The 19,397-nt window shown below is 62.2% G+C and carries 20 protein-coding genes and 1 pseudogene; 5 read left to right on the forward strand and 16 right to left on the reverse strand.

The features are described 5' to 3' along the window. From CKO42_RS22675 to CKO42_RS22690, 4 genes and pseudogenes are all read right to left on the reverse strand, one after another. Positions 1-217, reverse strand: a pseudogene (locus CKO42_RS22675) (ATP-binding protein); the annotation flags it as partial. Between the two features lie 66 nt (positions 218-283). Then, positions 284-949, reverse strand: coding sequence for a response regulator transcription factor (locus CKO42_RS22680; protein ID WP_200249439.1), 666 nt, complete (start codon positions 947-949; stop codon positions 284-286). 6 nt (positions 950-955) lie between these two features. Then, positions 956-1,279, reverse strand: coding sequence for a PepSY domain-containing protein (locus CKO42_RS22685; protein WP_200249441.1), 324 nt, complete (start codon positions 1,277-1,279; stop codon positions 956-958). 166 nt (positions 1,280-1,445) lie between these two features. After that, complete coding sequence (locus CKO42_RS22690; protein ID WP_200249443.1) at positions 1,446-1,832, reverse strand: DUF6746 family protein; 387 nt, start codon at positions 1,830-1,832, stop codon at positions 1,446-1,448. Between the two features lie 217 nt (positions 1,833-2,049). Here CKO42_RS22690 and CKO42_RS22695 point away from each other — a divergent pair, with 217 nt between their 5' ends. After that, the gene (locus CKO42_RS22695) at positions 2,050-2,442 is read left to right on the forward strand and encodes a DUF3775 domain-containing protein (RefSeq protein ID WP_338034987.1); all 393 of its coding nucleotides are present in this window, start codon (positions 2,050-2,052) and stop codon (positions 2,440-2,442) included. A 207-nt stretch (positions 2,443-2,649) separates the two neighbouring features. Here CKO42_RS22695 and pnp read toward each other — a convergent pair whose 3' ends face one another. The 7 genes from pnp to rimP all read right to left on the reverse strand — a co-directional run bounded on the left by pnp (position 2,650) and on the right by rimP (position 11,861). Next, a complete protein-coding gene (pnp, locus tag CKO42_RS22700) occupies positions 2,650-4,752 on the reverse strand; it encodes a polyribonucleotide nucleotidyltransferase (RefSeq protein ID WP_200249445.1) in 2,103 nt (700 codons plus the stop codon). A 149-nt stretch (positions 4,753-4,901) separates the two neighbouring features. Beyond that, entirely contained in the window at positions 4,902-5,171 is a 270-nt protein-coding gene (gene rpsO / locus CKO42_RS22705) for a 30S ribosomal protein S15 (RefSeq protein WP_200249447.1), read from the reverse strand. A 351-nt stretch (positions 5,172-5,522) separates the two neighbouring features. Continuing rightward, positions 5,523-6,440, reverse strand: coding sequence for a tRNA pseudouridine(55) synthase TruB (gene truB / locus CKO42_RS22710; RefSeq protein ID WP_200249454.1), 918 nt, complete (start codon positions 6,438-6,440; stop codon positions 5,523-5,525). A 23-nt stretch (positions 6,441-6,463) separates the two neighbouring features. Then, entirely contained in the window at positions 6,464-6,952 is a 489-nt protein-coding gene (gene rbfA / locus CKO42_RS22715; protein WP_338034988.1) for a 30S ribosome-binding factor RbfA, read from the reverse strand. 61 nt (positions 6,953-7,013) lie between these two features. Next, entirely contained in the window at positions 7,014-9,794 is a 2,781-nt protein-coding gene (gene infB, locus CKO42_RS22720; RefSeq protein ID WP_200249466.1) for a translation initiation factor IF-2, read from the reverse strand. A gap of 15 nt (positions 9,795-9,809) precedes the next feature. Further along, positions 9,810-11,312, reverse strand: coding sequence for a transcription termination factor NusA (nusA, locus tag CKO42_RS22725; RefSeq protein ID WP_200249470.1), 1,503 nt, complete (start codon positions 11,310-11,312; stop codon positions 9,810-9,812). A 51-nt stretch (positions 11,313-11,363) separates the two neighbouring features. Continuing rightward, positions 11,364-11,861 (reverse strand): ribosome maturation factor RimP, encoded by a 498-nt coding sequence (gene rimP / locus CKO42_RS22730; RefSeq protein WP_200249472.1) that lies wholly within the window; start codon positions 11,859-11,861, stop codon positions 11,364-11,366. A 294-nt stretch (positions 11,862-12,155) separates the two neighbouring features. Between rimP and CKO42_RS27620 the strand changes: the two genes are divergently transcribed. Beyond that, positions 12,156-12,722 (forward strand): SprT family zinc-dependent metalloprotease, encoded by a 567-nt coding sequence (locus CKO42_RS27620; RefSeq protein WP_322825046.1) that lies wholly within the window; start codon positions 12,156-12,158, stop codon positions 12,720-12,722. Positions 12,723-12,888: 166 nt separating this feature from the next. Here CKO42_RS27620 and CKO42_RS22740 read toward each other — a convergent pair whose 3' ends face one another. Continuing rightward, positions 12,889-13,290: a DUF6858 family protein gene (locus CKO42_RS22740; RefSeq protein ID WP_200249476.1), complete on the reverse strand. Its 402-nt coding sequence runs from the start codon at positions 13,288-13,290 to the stop codon at positions 12,889-12,891. 220 nt (positions 13,291-13,510) lie between these two features. After that, on the reverse strand, positions 13,511-14,509 hold the full coding sequence (locus tag CKO42_RS22745) for an SLAC1 anion channel family protein (RefSeq protein ID WP_200249485.1): 999 nt from the start codon (positions 14,507-14,509) through the stop codon (positions 13,511-13,513). Between the two features lie 293 nt (positions 14,510-14,802). Here CKO42_RS22745 and CKO42_RS22750 point away from each other — a divergent pair, with 293 nt between their 5' ends. After that, on the forward strand, positions 14,803-15,477 hold the full coding sequence (locus CKO42_RS22750; protein ID WP_200249487.1) for a cysteine hydrolase family protein: 675 nt from the start codon (positions 14,803-14,805) through the stop codon (positions 15,475-15,477). Between the two features lie 121 nt (positions 15,478-15,598). Here CKO42_RS22750 and CKO42_RS22755 read toward each other — a convergent pair whose 3' ends face one another. The 3 genes from CKO42_RS22755 to CKO42_RS22765 form a co-directional block, all read right to left on the reverse strand. Next, positions 15,599-16,261, reverse strand: a complete 663-nt coding sequence (locus CKO42_RS22755; RefSeq protein WP_200249495.1) for a DUF2202 domain-containing protein — start codon at positions 16,259-16,261, stop codon at positions 15,599-15,601. 129 nt (positions 16,262-16,390) lie between these two features. Continuing rightward, positions 16,391-16,672 carry a hypothetical protein gene (locus CKO42_RS22760; protein WP_200249497.1) on the reverse strand — a complete coding sequence of 94 codons (282 nt, stop codon included), beginning with the start codon at positions 16,670-16,672 and terminating at the stop codon, positions 16,391-16,393. Positions 16,673-16,711: 39 nt separating this feature from the next. Beyond that, positions 16,712-17,098, reverse strand: coding sequence for a hypothetical protein (locus tag CKO42_RS22765; RefSeq protein WP_200249499.1), 387 nt, complete (start codon positions 17,096-17,098; stop codon positions 16,712-16,714). A gap of 143 nt (positions 17,099-17,241) precedes the next feature. On the opposite strand from CKO42_RS22765, the gene CKO42_RS22770 reads away from it, so the two are divergent. Together CKO42_RS22770 and CKO42_RS22775 are read left to right on the forward strand one after the other, a co-directional pair. After that, positions 17,242-17,949: a response regulator gene (locus CKO42_RS22770; protein WP_200249506.1), complete on the forward strand. Its 708-nt coding sequence runs from the start codon at positions 17,242-17,244 to the stop codon at positions 17,947-17,949. Beyond that, entirely contained in the window at positions 17,942-19,288 is a 1,347-nt protein-coding gene (locus CKO42_RS22775; RefSeq protein ID WP_200249517.1) for a HAMP domain-containing sensor histidine kinase, read from the forward strand. Before CKO42_RS22770 ends, CKO42_RS22775 begins: the two co-directional genes overlap by 8 nt. Positions 19,289-19,397: the final 109 nt, after the last annotated feature.

Genomic DNA, 19,397 nt, shown 5'->3' on the forward strand with positions numbered 1-19,397 from the left:
GCTGGGGCTGGGGCTGGGGCTGGGATGACGCTGAGAGCACTGCGCTGGTCTGCGAAAGGCTGCCTAGCAAGGCCTCGGCATCATGCTGCAGTCGCGACAGCACATAGGCCTCAGTGCTGCGATGCAGCGCTGCGTGGCCGAGCCACCAGGAGGTCGTGATCACCAACGCCAGGCTGATGCCGAGACCGAGATGCAGCCGGGCTTCGAGCGATCTCAAGGAAAGCGCCCACTGTCAGCAGCGCGGACAACGAAGGCAGCAGTGGCGACAGCGCCAACAACGCTATCAGGGCTTCGATGGAAACACATAACCCTGTCCACGCTGAGTTCGCAGATGCTCTCGACCAAGCTTCTCGCGCAGACGCCGCACATAGACCTCGATCAGGTTACTGCCGTGCTCGGCATGTTGATCGTAGACGTGGGCGATCAAACGCTCCTTGGAGAGCACCTTGTCTGGATTGAGCATGAAATAGCGTAGCAGCCGGAACTCGGTGCCCGTCAGCTCGACCTCGCCACCATCGGCGCGGGTGACGCGCTGATGCTCGTCGTCAAGCTTCAGGCCGCCTGCGCTAACGCCGGCGCTGGCTTGCCCAACAGCACGCCGGATCAGCGCCTGCAGACGGGCGATCAGCTCCTGCACATGGAAGGGCTTACCGAGGTAGTCATCGGCACCGGCCTTGAGGCCATCGACCCGCTCGTGCCAGGCATCGCGCGCGGTGAGCACGAGCACCGGGGTACGCAGCCCGTCAGTCCGCCAGTCGCGCAGCACCTCGAGCCCTGGCTTCCCCGGCAGTCCCAGGTCGAGGACGATGGCATCATAGGGCTGGTCACTGCCGAGGAAGGCGCCGTCGATGCCGTCAAGCGCCCAATCCACCGCATATCCGTTGGCCATCAGATCAGCCCGCAGGCCACTGCCGAGCGCGCGATCATCCTCGATCAGCAAGAGACGCATCGACCCTCAGTCCTCATCGGCATCCAGATCGATCAACTGGCCAGTCTTGGCATCGAACGCGATCGACCAAACAGTGCCCGCACGATCGAGCATTTCGATCTCGTACACATAGCGGTGCGGATCATCCTCGGCGTGCAGCTCAACCTCGACCGGGATACCGGGCCGCACTGACAGCGCCTGCGTCAGCAGCTGCTCGAGGGGTAAGATTCGGCCCTGCGCAAGCAAGCGCCGAGCAAGTTCGACATGATCATCGCCTGCATGCGCACCCCCTGGCATCAGCATGGCAACGGCGAGCATCATCATCGGCCAGTTACGATCCCTGGTGGTCATCTTTCCATGCTGCTTCCCATGCTGCTTCCCATGGTGCTTCCCATACTGCGCCGCCAAAGGCCCCTTGGTGAACGCTCGCGTCCTCTGCATCGGTTCAAGCCACCCTGCTGTCGCCAAAGCCATCTTCGGCAAGGCGACTACCGCTTGGGTGAATCGTCGAGCTGGGCTAATCGTCGAATTGATCCGCTATGGATAGATACTCACGACCCGACTCGAGCACCACGTCTGCGTCACCCCTCTCGGAGGCGAGATGCACCTCCTCCAAGGAGGTTGCCAAGCGGGCAAGCGCAGCCTGCATCTTGGCGATGGCGTTCTCGAGGGTATAGGTCAGCTCGTGGACGTGGGCAAGGTCTGCGCCTTCGATACTGTCGCCCTTGAGGTATTTCTCGAGCTTCTCGTTGCCCTCCTCAAAGTGATGGAAGGCCTCCTTAACGGAATCGGCATCTTTGCCCGAGAAATGGGGACGACCATCGGGCGACAGCTCGTCCGCTGCGACGCTACCCGACACAGTCAGAAACAGTGCTAGCGTGATTGGGGTGGATTTCATCGTCATCGGCTTAGGCTCGAAGAGTTGAACGAGTTAGGAAACGGATTAGGATCGATGTCTCAAAGATGAGGATGCACAACCGGAACCCAATCCTTAAGCGCCGATGACGAGGAAGACACGCGCCCGCTTGTTCCTCGTCAGACAAGCGGCGAAACAGCGCGTAGTAAACTGCAACTACGATGATAATACAGTCCCCCGAACCACGGGGCTCGAGGAGGCGAAGGTGCGGCTGCACATTCCACTAGATACGCTCTGTTCACTGATCGAATTGGCCCGCGAATTCCAGGCCAAAGAGTCGGTCGTCATTCCTGAGGTTCCCTCAAGCCCGAGCGACGACTGGGCGATGCAGGTGTTGGCTGACCATGGCGACGATTACAACGTCGCCGAATTCAGCAACATCGTCACCGAGATGTCGGAGCGCCAGCGCTCAGAGCTCGTGGCCCTGATGTGGGTCGGACGCGGCGATTACAGCATCGAGGAATGGGAGCAGGCAGTCGACGACGCGCTCGGCGACTTCAGCATCCGGGCTGCGGCCTATGTGTTGGCCCATCCGATGGTCTCCGATCACCTGGAAGAAGGGATGATCGCGTTCGAGTTGTCTTGCGAGGAAGACTAGGGCTGACCAAAAAACCGGGTTTCACGCAGCCGCCCTAACGCTCATGGTGCGGCACCACCCCGGACAATGAACCGCGTGAGATTCACGTTAAAAAAGCACCACGGCTGAACAGTTGTTCGAGCAGATCCCAGCGTCTTCGATCTGCACCGAACGGTGTCCATCCGTGGCGCTCATTCTCAGTTACCGGCCTCGCGGCCGGAACCGATTTCAGGCGTCCGGAGCCTCGTCCTCGGCCACCGCCTTCATGCTCAGGCGGATGCGGCCCTGCTTGTCGACCTCGAGCACCTTGACGCGAATCACATCGCCTTCCTTGAGCTTATCGCTCACGCGCTCAACGCGCTCATCGCTGATCTGGCTGATATGCACCAGACCGTCGCGACCCGGCAGGATGGTGACGAAGGCGCCAAAGTCCATCAGGCGGGCGACCTTACCCTCGTAGATCTTGCCAACCTCGACATCGGCGGTGATCAGGCGGATGCGCTTCTTGGCCTCTTCACCGGCACTCTTCTGCACCGAGAAGATCTTCACCACGCCGTCATCGTTGATATCGATGGTGGCGCCGGTCTCTTCCGTGAGTGCGCGGATGGTCGAGCCACCCTTGCCGATGACGTCGCGGATCTTCTCCGGATGGATCTTGAACTCGATGATGCGCGGGGCATGCTCGGACATCTCGGAGCGATGGGTGTCGATGACCTTGCTCATCTCGCCGAGGATGTGCAGCCGGCCATCCTTCGCCTGCGCCAGCGCCTGCTCCATGATCTCGCGGGTGATGCCGTCGATCTTGATGTCCATCTGCAGGGCGTTGATGCCCTCCGCTGGACCGGCGACCTTGAAGTCCATGTCGCCGAGATGGTCCTCGTCGCCCATGATGTCGGTCAGCACCGCGAACTGATCGCCCTCTTTGATCAGCCCCATCGCCACACCAGCCACCGGCGACTTGATCGGCACGCCCGCATCCATCAGCGACAGGCTGGTGCCGCAGACACTGGCCATCGAGCTGGAGCCATTTGACTCAGTGATCTCGGAGACGACGCGGATCGAGTAGGGGAACTCGGCGAGGCTGGGCATCGAGGCCAGCACACCGCGCTTGGCCAGCCGGCCATGGCCGATCTCGCGCCGCTTCGGGCTACCAACGCGGCCGGTCTCACCGACACAGAAGGGCGGGAAGTTGTAGTGCAGCATAAAGGGCTCGCGCCGCTCGCCGTCCAGGGCATCGATGATCTGCGAGTCACGCTCGGTGCCGAGTGTGGTGATCACCAGCGCTTGGGTCTCACCGCGGGTGAACAGCGCCGAGCCATGGGTGCGTGGCAGCACACCCGTGCGGATGCTGATCGGGCGCACCGTGGCGGTATCTCGACCATCGATACGCGCCTCGCCAGCGATGATGCGCCCGCGCACGATCTCCTTTTCCAGCTTCTCGACCGCGCCATAGACCTGTGGCTGCGGCCAGGGTGAGTCCTCACCAGCAAGCTTGTCGAAGACGGACTGACGGATCTCGGTCAGCGCGGCATAGCGCTCCATCTTGTCCTGGATGCGATAGGCCTCGCCGAGCTGATCCGCGCAAGCCTCGGCCACCGCCGCCTTCAGCTCAGGGTCGCTCTGCAACGGCTCCCATTCCATCTGCGGCTTGTTGACCTCGGCCGCTAGCTCCTTGATGGCCTGGATGACGACCTGCATCTGCTCATGGCCGTACAGCACGGCACCGAGCATCACCTCTTCCGGCAGGCTGCGCGCCTCAGACTCGACCATCAGCACCGCGCCCTCGGTCCCGGCGACGATCAGATCGAGATCGCTGTCCGGACTCAGGCCAATCATCGCCGGATTCAGGATGTACTCGCCGTTCTTATAGCCCACGCGAGCCGCACCGATCGGGCCATTGAACGGCAGCCCAGCGATCGACAGCGCCGCGGAGGCGCCAATCAAAGACGGGATCTCGGGGTTGACCGCCGGATTCAATGACTTGACCGTCGCGATCACCTGCACCTCACGACCAAAGCCCTTGGAGAACAGTGGGCGCACCGGTCGGTCGATCAGCCGCGAGGTCAGGATCTCTGACTCGCTCGGGCGGCCCTCACGACGAAAAAAGCCGCCGGGGATGCGGCCGGCGGCGTAGGTCTTCTCTTGGTAGTCGATGGTCAGCGGCAGGAAATCTTTCATCTCCGTCGCTCGCTTGTCGACGACCACGGTGACCAGCACGACGGTGTCATCGACATTGACCATGACCGCTCCGTCGGCCTGGCGTGCGATCTCACCGGTCTCGAGCGTTACCGTCTGATCGCCGTATTGAAAAGTCTTGCGGATTGGGGTCACTAGGACGGTCCTCTGGGTGGTCCCCAAATGGGGATCATTGGTGCGAACACTGACAGCCTTAGAGCCGCCGGCCTGCACCGAGCATGGGAGTGCGGTGGCGTCGGCGCCTGCTCGCGCGGGGCGACGCCACCCTCGAGGTCCGGACGCGCTTATCGGCGCAGGCCAAGCTTCTGAATCAGCGCCCGGTAGCGATCCAGATCCTTGCGCTTGAGATAGTCGAGCAGCTTACGCCGCGAGTTGACCATGCGCACCAGGCCGCGGCGCGAGTGATGATCATGCTTGTGTTCAGTGAAATGTCCGGTCAACTGCTTGATGCGCGCAGTCAGCAGCGCAACCTGCACCTCCGGTGAGCCGGTATCGTTAGTGCCGCGAGCGTGCTCTTCGACGATCAGGCGTTTGTCTTCTGCGGTCATTGTCATTGCGAGTCTCCTATAAGGATAGCGACGCCCAGCATGGCGTCAGTCATGGTCACCTTGGCCCCCAACAATGACCTCAGGGAACAAGGCGTTAATCTGTCATACGGGAGCGCGTTCGATCGCATTCGAGCGCATTTGGTCGAACCTAGCCCGCTGCCGAATCGTATCGAGCGCGATTCTACGGACTCCGTCATCCGTTTGAAACCAACGCACCCGAATCGCCTGGCGTAGATCAGCATCAGGACCACAAATGCTCAGCGCCGACGCTCGATGTGCACCAGAAATCAGGCTCATATAAAGCATCAGACTTCTGGACTTCTCGACTTCTGAATTTCAACCCCCAGCCTGCAACCTTCAAACCAAGCGCTTCGGCTGCACCCGACCGTCGTCAAGGATCTCGCCGACGCCGAGAAACCGATCGCTCACGTCATAGAGCCGGACCAGGCCCTCGGTCGGCGCCTGCGGCACCAGCACGGGCTGCCCCTGGCTCAGATAAAAGGCGCTGTTGGCAGAAAGACGTACCGCAGGGCAGTGCCCGAGGGTCGTCTCCAACGGCAGGAGCAGCGCATCGAGCGACTCCGGCCCGTGCGCCTCGGCCTGAGCCTCGAGCTCGGCCATGGTGACAAAATCGGTCTCGCCCTCGATATAGGGCCCGACACCGGTCCGACGCAGCACCGATACATGGCCACCGCAGCCCAATTGCTTGCCGATATCCTCGGCCAACGTGCGCACATAGGTGCCCTTGGTGCAGTGCACATCGAGCTCGATGTCCGGCAACGCCATCTCCAGCAGATCGAGCCGGTGGATGGTGATCTGGCGCGGCGTGCGCTCGACCTCCTTGCCCTCGCGCGCGAGCTTGTACAGGCGCTGACCTTGATGCTTGACCGCCGAGTACATCGGCGGCAGCTGCTCGATCTCGCCAAGGAAGTGGCTGATGACCTCGAGCACCTGAGCCTCGGTGATGCCATCGACCGGCGCAGTCGCGATCACCTCACCCTCAGCATCGGCGGTCTCGGTGGTCTCACCGAGGCGCACGCGGACGCGGTAACGCTTATCAGCATCGAGCAGGAAGGCCGAGAACTTGGTGGTGTAGCCCAGGCAGAGCGGCAGCAGGCCGGTCGCGAGCGGGTCCAGACTGCCGGTGTGCCCAGCCTTCTGTGCACCATAGAGGCGCTTCACGCGCTGCAAGGCGTGGTTGGAGGAGATACCGGAAGGCTTATCCAACAATAGGATGCCGTTGACCTCGCGGCCCTGTTTACGTCGTCTACCCATGATGTTCCAGTTAAGAGGCGGGCTCAGCGGTCCGTATCGGAGGCATCCGCGGCCTCATCCCTGTGCTGATCATCGCCGCCGTTGATCTGAGATTCGATCCGCGCGTGCTCGGCGTGCTCGGCATCTTGCCCGACCACTTCATCGATCAGTGCGGATAGCTGCTCGCCACGGATGACCGATTCATCGTGGACGAACTGCAGCTGCGGCACCGTACGCAAGCGCGCGGTCCGCGATAGCTCGTAGCGCAAGAAGCTCGACAAGCCGCCGTTCAAGAGTCGTTGCTGCTCCTTAGCGCCGTCATCGGCCGGAAAGCAGGTGAAGTAGACCTTTGCATGGGCAAGGTCACGGCTGACCCGCACCTCATGCAAGGTGATGTCGCCGAGGCGCGGGTCCTTCGCGCGCCGTAGCAGCTGGGTCAGCTCGCGCAGCAGGGCGGCACCGATGCGCTCACCCCGATCAAAGCCGCGTTGTGGCGCCCGACTCATCGAGAGCGCTGAGATCGAGCTGAGCATTTGCCCCTCTGTCCCGGCCAGACCGGGGCAGTGCGGGGCCAGCATGACTGCTTAACGCCTCTCATAGCTCGCGCGCACGCTCCTTGCGCTCGAAGACCTCGATCTGATCGCCCGGCTGCACATCGTTGTAGTTCTTCACGCCGATGCCGCATTCGGTACCGTTCTTGACCTCGCTGACGTCCTCCTTGAAGCGACGCAAAGACTCCAGCGCACCCTCGTAGATGACGACGTTGTTGCGCAAGACGCGGATCGGACTGTTGCGGCGGATCGCACCCTCGACCACCATACAGCCGGCGATGGCGCCAAACTTCGATGAGCGGAACACATCGCGCACCTGCGCCAGACCGATGATCTCCTCGGTCACGATTGGACTCAGCAGACCAGAGATGGCCTTCTTCACATCATCGATCAGCTCGTAGATGACCGAGTAATAGCGCAGATCCAGCCCCTGCTCCTCGATCACCCGGCGCGCGGCGGGATCAGCACGGACATTGAAGCCGAGCATGATCGCCGTCGAGGTCACCGCCAGGTTGGCATCGGACTCGGTGATACCGCCAACGCCGGAGGCGACCACCGCCACCTTGACCTCGTCGTTGCTGAGCTTGACCAGCGCCTCCTTGATCGCCTCGACGCTGCCCTGCACATCGGCCTTGAGGATGATGTTGACGCTCTTGAGGTCGCCGTCCTTGAGCTGCGAGAACAGCTGATCCAAGCTCGCGCCGCGCTGCTCATCCATGCGCGTCTGCCGATCGCGATCGCGGCGGAATTCGGCCACCTCGCGAGCACGTTTTTCATCGGTGACCGCGATCACGTCGTCGCCCGCATTCGGCGAGCCGGACAGGCCAAGGACCTGCACCGGGATCGACGGGCCAGCGCTCTTCACCGAGCGCCCCAGCTCATCGAACATCGCCCGGACACGACCATACTCCGCACCGCTGACGATCATGTCGCCGGTGCGCAGCGTGCCGGACTGGACCAAGACGGTGGCAACGGTGCCACGGCCCTTCTCGAGACTGGATTCGACGATGGTGCCATGTGCAGGCCCATCGATCGGCGCCTTCAGCTCGAGCACCTCGGACTGCAGCAGCACCGCATCGAGCAGATCGTCGATCCCCTCGCCGGACTTCGCCGAGACCTTCACCAACATGGTGTCGCCGCCCCATTCCTCGGGCACCAGCTCGTGCTGGGTCAGCTCCTGCATCACCCGGTCTGGGTTCGCGTCGGGCTTGTCCATCTTGTTCACCGCGACCACGACCGGAACCCCGGCCGCCTTCGAGTGCTGGATCGCCTCGATGGTCTGCGGCATCACGCCGTCGTCGGCAGCGACGACCAGGATGACGATATCCGTCGCCTTGGCCCCACGAGCACGCATCGCCGAGAAGGCGGCATGGCCCGGGGTGTCGAGGAACGAGATCGTGCCCTTGTCGGTCTCGACGTGATAGGCACCAATGTGCTGGGTAATACCACCGGCCTCACCCGCCGCAACCTTGGCGCGGCGAATGTAGTCGAGCAGCGAGGTCTTGCCGTGGTCGACATGACCCATGATCGTGACCACGGGCGGTCGCGACCGTGCCTCGGTCTGACCGACTTCCTCTTCGAGCAGCGCCATCAGCGCATCCTCGGCGTCCGCTTGCTTGGCCTCGACCGCCTTGTGGCCCATCTCCTCGACGACCAGCATCGCGGTGTCGCGATCGAGCGTCTGGTTGATGGTCACCATCATGCCCTGCTTGAACAGCTCCTTGATGACCTGCCCAGCCTTGACCGACATGCGCGACGCCAGCTCGCCTACCGAGATCGTCTCCGGCACCTCGACCTCGCGCACCACCGGTGAGGTCGGACGCTGGAAGCCATGCTTGTCCTGCAGCTGCGGCTTGCCGGGCTTCTTCCGACGCCGCACCGATGGCCGCGTGATCACGGCCTCGTCTGAGGTCTCTTCCTCGATCGCTGCGACTGGGTCGCGAACCTTCGACCGGCCAGGCTCCTTACGCGCCGCCTTGCGCTCCTTCTCCTTCTCGACGCGCTCTCGCTCCAGACGCTCTTTCTCTGAGCGCTCGGCGTGCTTCTTCGCCGCACGGCGACGCTCGTCGCGCTGTTGCTCGGTCTCGCCCTCGGCCTCAACCGCACCCGCTGCCGGCAACCGCTCACCGCGTCCGCTCGGCTGATAGCCCTCAGCGGCAGGCTCCTCTTGTTGCGTTGCTTCTTGAGCAGAACGGCGACGCTCTGCCTCAGCCTTGGCGCGGGCTTCTGCCTCAGCCTTACGCCGCGCCTCTTCGCGCTGACGAACCTCGAGCTCCTCTTGCTCCGCAAGGCGGCGTGCATCCTCCTCCGCTCGACGCGCCTCGAGCTCAGCGCGACGACGCTGCTCATCGACTGGGGCGCGTGCGTTCCTCGCGTCCTGCGCTTCAGAATCGGGACGCGCCGTGGTGCGCACCGACGTCGCTGGCATGACCGGCTCAGCCGTGCGCTTACCGAAACTGCGCTTACGTCGCACCTCGACATTGACTGACTTGCCCGAGCGGGGAGTGGCAGCGCCGGCTCGCGCCGTAGGCGCTCCGCGAGTAGGCGCTGGACGCGAAGGCCGTTGCACACGGCTATCAGCCGCTGCCGGCGGGCGTCGCCGCACGCTCGTCGCCTCACTGGCCGATGCCGATGCATCAGCCGGCTCGTCTTTCTTAACGTGGCTGCGCCGCAAATGCTGCAACAGCTGGATCTTTTCACTCTCAGTGATGGTGGCATCCTCGGCCTGGGCCGAGATGCCCGCCTCTTGGAGCTGCGTAAGTAGCCGCTCCACAGGGATCCCGACCGTCGTCGCGAGTTGCTTGACCGTGACTTCAGTACTCATTCGCACCTCCGATGACTAGTCGTTCTCCGAGCCGGCGAACATAGGCTCGCGGGCCGCCATGATGAGGCTGGCCGCGTGCTCCGGGTCCATGCCGTCGAGCTCCAACAGTTCGTCTACTGACTGATCTGCAAGATCAGCCACACTGATGATGCCGCGTCGAGCCAACCGATAGGCCAAGGCCTCTTCCATCATCGGCATGGCGAGCAGATCATCGCCCGGCACCGCGTCCGGGTCTTCATCATTCGCAACCGCTTGGCTCGACACCGCATCCAATGCCCGCTGCCGCAGAAGACCAACCAGTTCCTGATCAAAATCCGCGATCGCCAGCAGCTCCGACTCGGGCACATAGGCGATCTCTTCGCTCGTCGTAAACCCTTCCTCGGCCAACACCGCGGCGACGTTCTCGTCGACGCGCAGATCGGCCATGAAGCGCTCGATCAGACGGCGACCCTCTTCCTCGCTCTTGGCGGCAGCCGCCTCCTCACTCATCACGTTCAGCTCCCAACCGGTGAGCTGACTGGCAAGGCGGACGTTCTGCCCCCCCTTACCGATCGCCTGCGAGAGGTTTTCTTCCTTGACGGCCACGTCCATGCTGCGCGCGTCCTCATCGATGACGATCGAGACGACGTCAGCCGGCAGCATCGCGTTGATCACGAACTGAGCCGGGTTCTCGTCCCAGGGGATGATGTCGACGCGCTCACCAAACAGCTCGTTGGAGACGGCCTGAACACGCGAGCCACGCATGCCGACGCAAGCGCCGACTGGATCGATACGCGGATCATTGGTCCGCACCGCGATCTTGGCGCGGGTGCCTGGATCACGGGCAGCGCCGACGATCTCGATCGCACCCTCGCCCACCTCTGGCACCTCGAGCTTAAACAGTTCGATCAGCAATTTCGGCGAGGTCCGGCTGACGAACAGCTGCGGACCCTTCAGCTCGGCGGCCACTTCATAGAGCAGCCCGCGTAGCCGATCGCCGGGTCGCGCAGTCTCCTTTGGGATGACCTGATCGCGCGGCACCAAGGCTTCGGCGTTGTTACCGAGATCGATCACGATGGTGCCACGCTCGGCCTTCTTGACGATGCCGGTGACCAGCTCGCCCTCGCGGCTCTTGAACAGCTCCACGATCTTTGCACGCTCGGCTTCGCGCACCTTTTGCACGATGACCTGCTTCGCGGTCTGCGCGGCGATGCGGCCGAACAGCACCGACTCGATCTGCTCTTCGATGTAGCCGCCCAGCTCTAGCGACGGGTCGAGCTCCTTAGCCGCCGAGATGGTGATCTGGCGCTCCGAGGCCTCGAGGGGCTCGCCGTCTTGATCCTCGACCACCTCCCAGCGACGGAAGGTTTCATAATCGCCAGTGCCGCGGTCGATCGAGACACGCACCTCGATATCACCGCCGTGTTTCTTGCGCGTCGCCGAGGCGAGCGCGGCCTCGATCGCCTCGAAGATGATCTCTTTCGAGACATCCTTCTCGTTCGAGACGGCATCGACGACCATCAATATTTCTTTGTTCATGGGTCCCTACCTGATGTCGGTCGCTCTCGGCCCCGTCCGGCATCCGGTTCGTCAGCGAGCGGACTGTGAAAAGTTGAATTCGGGCACCACCCGGGCGCTTTCGACCTGGTCGATTGGAAGCTGCACGCGACGTTGCTCATGGCCCTCGTCGAGCCCCAGCTCCAAGATCTGGCCGCCATCGCTCAGCGCGAGTACTTCACCCTCGAAATTACGGCGTCCCTCGAGCTTTTCCGCGAGCCGCACGCGGATGCGGTTGCCACGCTGGCATTCGATCTGCTCGACGCTAAATAGTGGCCGATCCAAGCCTGGAGACGAGACCTCGAGCGCGTAATGGCCACTGATCGGGTCTTCGACATCAAGCACACTGCTGAGCTGCCGGCTCACCGCCTCGCAGTCGTCCACCGTGATGCCGTTGGCATGATCGATATAGACCCGCAAGACCGCCTCCGCGCTCCCCGCCGAGGCATGCTCAACACCGATCGCCTCGTAGCCCATCGGCTCAACCACCGATGTCACTAGCTTCGTCAGTCGGTCATTCGCCCGTCGCATCAAAAATTCAGCACCACTGATATGATTTCGTTACCGGCTTGGCCGGAGAACGGCATAAACGTCATAGCCCCGGCATTGCCCAGGCCAGACCAAATCCTAGAACCAAAAAAAGGGCCGTTGGCCCCTTGTTCGGAGCAGTACCGTACGAGCCTCTGCCGAAAGCAGCCTCGCCTGGGTCTGCAGTGGATCGCGGATGAAAAAAAACCCCGATACCGGGGCCATCGCGCCAGGGGCATCAAGCAGCGTGTTGCCAGCTCTACCCTTGTATCTCAGCCTACGGATGATAGCCCTATCGTGAGCGAAACGCAAAACCAGAAGCTGCGAGCCAACTCGGGCCAAGCTTGGAGCGGCGGTTCAGGCGATGCCGGCCTCCGGGCGCTAACGGCTCAGGCACGGTCTCAGACCAGCGCCCTGCTCGGCTCGATACCGGACGCCCAGATCGAGGTTCGCTTCGATCTACGCGGCAAGACCGCCGGCCAGGTGCGCATTCGCGCCCGCGGTGAGTATCTGATCCGGTACAACCTCGAGCTGCTCGAGCGCGGCGGGGCCGACTTTATCCAGCGCACCGTGCCACACGAGGTTGCCCATGTGCTCGCCTATCACCGCTACGGCAAGCGCATCCGGCCGCACGGCCCCGAATGGCAGCGCATCATGCGCCAGCTCGGTGCAGAGCCGACGCGCTGCCATGATTATGACGTGAGTGGACTCAGCGCCCGCAAGCTGACCTATTTTCGTTACCACTGCGGCTGCATGGAGCACCAGCTCTCGAGCATCCGCCACAACAAGGTCGCGAAGGGGCAACATTATCTCTGCAAGCGCTGCGGCGAGCCGCTGCAGCCTGGACGCCGCACTGGCGCTTGAACATCACAGGCTGATTTCAAACTGACACAGCGCGGCGCCACCTTGCACGACCACCCTCGGACGATGAATCGCTGATATTAACGAGAATCTCTCGCGATTCGTTTTCGCGCTGGCGCCGCGCTATGAGCGTTAGGGTGACGCCTCAATCGAGACGAGGAACACTGACTCAGCAGGCCGGCTGCTCAACGATCGCCTTGACCCAGCGCTCCATAGCCTCATTCGCCGGTGGCATCGGCGCCTCGAGGAAGGTCACCGTGAAGCGGTCGCCTTGATCGACAACCCCGATCGAGCGCGGCCGCACCGCCATCACATGCGGATCGGGTAGCTTGGTGCCAAAGCAGAATAGGATGTGCTTCGCGGACTCGATGCCCTCGGCGATCTCTCCGTTCGCGAGCGACTGCGTGTGCGCCATGTGATCGAACTCGCCGATATAACTCGCAATATCGTGCGCATCAATACACTCTTTGAGATAGGCGATGATCGAGCCCGAGTCGGCAAACCGAGTCTCGTCTTTGCTCACTTCGAGCGTGTAGATTGGGTACTTTTCTTGTAGCAGGGTCTGTTTCATCAATCGTCTCCAATTGGGTCATATAAAAGCGAAAGAGGCGTCATAGCAGAAAAGACGCCAGAGGAAAAACACCTCATCATTTCAACAAGACTGAGCAATTCTAGGCATCAGAACGATGGCATCAATCACCGCTGCAGCCTAATCAGTCCGCGAGTGACGGCCAAGTTAAAGGCTCGCGAATGGCCGACTCAGACCAGGATCGAGGTCCAGAATGATCCGGTTAATGTCCAGGCACACAGATGCCGTGACGGATAACGGCATACAGCGTTCTAAACAGCAAGAAGATCACCACCAGGGTCAGGACCGAAAGCAGACCAGCGCCGATCCAACGATAGACATCACTCTGACCTTGCTCGAACATCAGCATACTCGCGATACTGATTGCCGCGAGCGGAAAGGTGTAGGCCCACCAAGACAGGAAGAACTTCAGCCGCGCAAAATAGCGTGCCTGCGCAAACAGCAACAGCGTCAAGAACAAGGCGCTGAAGTAGAGCACCATCGCAATCGGATCAAGCTCACCAACCAAGCGTATGTAGGCGATAAAGCCCACTGCAGGCGGCGCAATCAAGATGAACAGGGTCGGCATGAAGCGCTCTGGAATCGGAGCATGGAACAGCAGCCGATAAAAGATGATCGTCATCAGCGACCCCCAGAACAGCATGCCGATGCTAAAAAAGAACCAGGAGACATCCAAGAAGCCTAGTGGCACACCGGCCACTGGCACCAACACATTACCCACCGCCGGAATGAACCAGGCCGGGTTCATGTGATGGACTTCGAAATGCTCATGGTGAATCCAGACGCTAACCACATAGAGCGTGAATAGCAGGTGCAAGCTGGCACCGGTCATCCAGAGCGGGCGACTGATAGACTCGTCAAAGGGCAGGAATGCAATCGAGAGCAGCAATAGACTGATCGAGACTGCGGCAAAGAAGTTGAGCTTGATCGGATGCCGCAGCTCTTCGAGAACCTTCTTCGGATAGACGACCAGCTTCGCCAAATAGAATAGTAACAGGAGCGAGAAGACCGTAGCCGTCGCACTCGCCATCCAAAGACCGATTCTGAGGGTGGGGTCGAACCCGACGCCATTCAGCTCAAGCGCAAACACATGCAACGCCTTCTCCCAGGCGATAGTCAGCCCCGAGAGGCCCATCACCACCGCAAAAAAGGAGATAGGAAAGTTAGGAAGTCGACGCGAGTCGATCGCAGTCTGTGGCATAACAGAAGGCCGCAACGCGGGATAGGACATAACTGAGGAGAATTCTAAGGATTACGCGCGGATTGGCATTGAAGAAGCGCAACAGCCCACAGCTAAATCAAATCGCACCTGCCGCCGCGCATCAACCACGAGAACCTGGTCAGCCATCAACGGATGCTGCCATCAGCTGCAATTCGTCGGGCAAGCGGCACGCAGCCAGGCTGCGGGTGACGCCCCGCAGACGATCTGGCAGAGTAATGTACGATCCGCAGGGTGAATCTCGTCGCCAACCTCTTTTTCCGGAGCCGAAGCCGATGACCTGGAAGACTGCTCACCGCTCGTTCTACTACGAGGGCGCCCCAGAGCCCGCTGACCCGGAACTCAAGCCCAACGAAACCGCGCTGCTCTGCATCGATGTGCAGAACTACGGCATGGTACTGCACGATGACCCCGCCGAGCGGGCGCGCTGGGCACCGTTCCACGAACGCATGCGCGGCAAGGTCATCCCGCGACTGCAAGCGCTGCAGCAGCAGTTTCGGGATAACGGCCTGGACGTGATCCACGCCCGCATCGCCTGCCAGCTCGAGGACGGGCGCGATCGCTCGCTGAGTCAGAAGTTACCCGGCTGGAACAACCTGCTGATGCCCAAGGACAGCGAGGCCTCGCAGATCATCCCCGAACTCGCGCCAGCGCCCGGCGAGATCGTCGTCACCAAGACCACCGACAGCGCAATCACCGGCACCAACCTGCGCCTGATCCTCAGCAACATGGGCATCCGCAACCTGATCGTGACTGGCATCTATACCGATCAGTGCGTCTCATCGACCGTGCGCAGCCTGGCCGACGAGAGCTTCCAGGTGATCTTGGTCGAGGACTGCTGCGCCGCCGGTACTGACGAACTGCACCAGCAAGAACTCGCCATCATCAACATGATCTACTGCCATGTCATGAGCAGTGAGGAACTGCGCGGCCTGATGGGGCTCGGCTAATCTGCAGCTTGGGCAGGGCGCCTGCTCTACTGAACCCCGCTCTCTCACCGCCATTGCTGCGAGCCCGGCCGCCACGCCACCCTTGCGGGCTTGATGACGGCCAAGCGCGAGCGCCGCTCAGTCAGAGACCGACGATGGCATCGAAGAAGAGCGGGTCTATATATTGCGGCTCATAGTCGAGGCCGAGAGCGCGCAACTCCCCGACGAAGGCACGCAGATGGTTCTTCGAGCCTTCCAGCAAGTGCCCATAGGTCCGCTGCAAATCAGGCTGAACGGTTGCGTCGATCGCCTGCTGCAGATCGAGAATATCCAGATCCTCGATGGTTGCGCCGACCACCAAAGCCTGCGTCGAAGACTCGAGGCCGCTCGCGACCAACTCCTCGTACAGAGCCTGCAGCTCTGGATCGCTAAAGACCCCGGCACCTGGCAGGACCGGGTCCGCCAGCCCATAACGCTCGATCTTGCCGCCGAGGGCATCAAAGTGGCGCTGCTCAGAGACGGCGATGCGCTGCAGAACGACCAAATCCCACTGTGCATCCAGTGTGAGATAGACGTCGTGCGCGAGCTTCTCTTCCTCGCGCATCCAGAGCAGCGTATCGGCCTCCTCAGCGCTCAATACCGCTACTGGCGCTTGTATGCCCTGGCCCATGCCCTGGCCGCCTTGGCCAGCGAATTGACCGCCATCTTGAGGACCTCTCGCTATCGCGGGCAACGCACAGGTGCAGAGGACGAGGGTAGCAGGAAGGATCAGTGAGCGGATGTTCATATCGAGACCTTTATTCATTGGTGAATTGTGCTTTGGCCAATTGCATTTCGGCGCATTGCGCTTCAGCTAATTGCGCTTCAGCTAATTGTAATTTCGCGCATTGCGCTTCGACTCATTGCGCTTCAGGCAACTGCAACCTGCAGCCGATTACTCACTGCCCTGTCGAATCGCGCGCCGCTGTGCCAAATCTTCGGAGAAGCTTCTGGTCTGTGTCCGCAGCATCTCCCCATCCTGCTGTCCGCCACCTGAGCCGGATTGAGCCCGCGTCTGGCTTCGCTGCTGTGTCATCTTGCCTTGACCGCCGCCTCCTTCGCCTTGGCCATAGCCGCCACCGCCACCACCACCGCCTTTGGCCTGTACCTCTAGCGTCACCGCACAGGCGGTTAGGGTGGCCAATGCCAGAGCCTTGATCATTAACGAGCGTTGCATACGCGAGACCTCTTATTTCAGTGGATGAGACATCAGCACTCATCGACCGCGACCACGACCGCCGCCCTGACCCATACCCGAGCCGGAGCCCATACCCGAGCCGGAGCCCGAACCCATGCCTGAGCCTGCGGCTCCATGGCCTTGTCCCTGCCGGGCCTCGTAGCCGGCGCCATAGGGCAGGTCGCCGCGAAACCCGCCCTGGGAACGCTTCCCCGGCCCCTGCATCGGCGGCGTGCCTAGACTCGGCAGCCGATCGTCAGAACGCGGCGACCGGGGCGCCCAGCTCCCTCTCGGGAGGTCTTCCTGCAATAGCCGCAGATCCAAACTACCGGCGTCGGCGTCCAGCCCAGCGGGCTCCATGGCCCAGGTCGTCATTGGACCGGGCAACACGATCAACAGGCAAAGCAGGATTAGGCGTTTCGTCATCAGGATGTTTTCAGTGCTGACCTGGTGCATTCTGGTCCCGCGACATCGCGCTGGCATGTCAGCGCCCGCGCGTTCTGTATCCGTTTGTATCAGCGCCGCATGCGGCTGCAGCTTGTGGACCGAATCTTCGCTAAGCTCGACGCATGAACATCACGCCTGCTCGTATTCTGGTGGTGGACGATGATCCCGCGCTGCGTGATCTCCTCCAAGCCTATCTGACCGATACCGGCTTCGTCGTTGACCTGGCTGAAGACGGCCAGGCGATGCAGGAGGCGATGCAGCGCGCGATGCCAGATGCCATCGTGCTCGACCTCATGCTACCCGGCAGCGATGGCTTGGCCCTGACGCGGGAGCTGCGGACGCGGTCCCAAGTACCGATTCTGATGCTCTCGGCGCGCGGCGAAGAGATCGATCGGGTGGTGGGGCTAGAGCTTGGCGCCGATGATTATCTGGCCAAGCCGTTCAGCCCGCGCGAACTGCTGGCGCGTTTAAGGGCCTTATTGAGACGCGCCCAAGCCGCCCCCGCAGCGGTCTCAGCGCGCGATTGCTTCGGTCCCTATCGGCTCGACCGAGCGGCGCGCCGACTCCTCGCCGACGCTGTCGATGTCGGCCTGACCAGCGCCGAATACGACCTCATCGAGGTGCTGATCGATCGACCCGGCCGGGTGCTGACCCGCGATATCCTGCTGGACCTCCTCAAGGGCTATGATCGCGATCCCTACGATCGCACGGTAGATCTACGCGTCGCGCGTCTGCGGCGCAAGATCGAGCCAGACCCCGCCCACCCGGCCTATATCCGCACCGTTCGTGGGCTCGGCTACCTGTTCAATCCCAAGGGCGCCGATGGCTGAGCCAGCGCGAGCGCTTTCGCCCCACCGACTCAGCCTGCGCCAGCAGAATGCGCTACGCCTGGCGCTGATCTTCGTCCTCTTCGAGCTCGTTTCAGCCTTGGCCGTCGTGTTCCTGCTCATGCTGCCGATGGCCGAGCGCGCGTCCGCTGATCTCGCTGGGCTGATGGTGCTGTCAGCACAGACGCGCAGCGAGCTGCCGCCCGGGACGCGCCCGGCCTTCGAGAAGGAGCTGTTGCGCGCCCATGGCCTGGAGCTGCGCACGACGCCGCCGGTTGACGCCAAGCCACAGGATCGACACGGGCTCTATCTGCGCGCGCTCGAGCACCGGCTCAGGGCGCGGACCGGCCAGGAGATCAAGATCCTCGGGGCCAAGCAGGCCAACGCGCTGTGGCTCTGGGCAGGCCTGCCGAGCGGCGGCCAAACCCTCTGGCTGGGCTTTCCGCAAAGCCGCGTCGGCCCACATCCATTGGCCGCCTTGCTGCTGACGCTGAGCGTTGGACTGCTGCTCGCCGCCCTGGCCGCCTGGTGGTTGGGCGGCGTGATCCTGACGCCGATCAAGCGCTTCGACAGCGCCGCTGCGACCCTTGGCCGAGGCGAGACGCCGACCCTCCTGCCCGAGCAAGGCCCACGTGAGCTGGCCGGACTGGCGCACCGCTTCAATCGGCTGAGCACGCAGATCCGCGAGCTGCTCGAGGCGCGCACCACCTTGCTCGCAGGGCTTTCCCACGATCTTCGCACACCGCTGGCGCGCATGCGTCTTGCACTCGAAATGCTCCAGCGCCGACCTGACCCGGCCTGGATTGAGCGGTTGGATCAGGATATCGGCGAGATGGATCAGCTGATTGGCAATGTGCTGATGCTCGCGCGCGGCCTCAGTCAAGAGCCCTCCGAGCCGGTTGAGCTGTCCGCACTCCTGGAGGAGCTTGCAGCCGCGACACGCGCAACCGGTGCCGATGTACGGGTACGCTGCCCAAGCATCGAGATGCAGACCGCTGTCGAGGCCTTGCGGCGGGTACTCTCCAATCTGCTCAACAATGCGCAGCGCTACGCCGGGGCACGCCCGATCGAGCTTCAGGCTCAGCGGTCTGCTGAGCACTGCCGCATTGGCGTCTTGGACCTCGGGCCGGGCATCCCGACCGCCGAGCTGGAAGCGGTGTTTCGTCCCTTCCATCGCGTGGAGCACTCCCGCAGCCCGAACACCGGAGGCACCGGGCTGGGGCTCGCCATCGTCAAACAGCTAGCGCAAGCGCATGGCTGGCAGGTTTGGCTCGAGAATCGGCCGGATGCAGGGCTAGCGGCCTGGGTCGAGCTGCCGATCCAGATCCTAGCCCAGCAGTAACGCCTCTTGGATGCGCTCGATGTAGAAACCGAAACCGCCTTCAGCGATTGCCTGGACGTTGGCGATACTATAGGCGAAACGCAGAGCACTCACTCATTTCAGTGGAGAA

Source organism: Lamprobacter modestohalophilus, assembly GCF_016583905.1.
Lineage (GTDB): Bacteria > Pseudomonadota > Gammaproteobacteria > Chromatiales > Chromatiaceae > Lamprobacter > Lamprobacter modestohalophilus.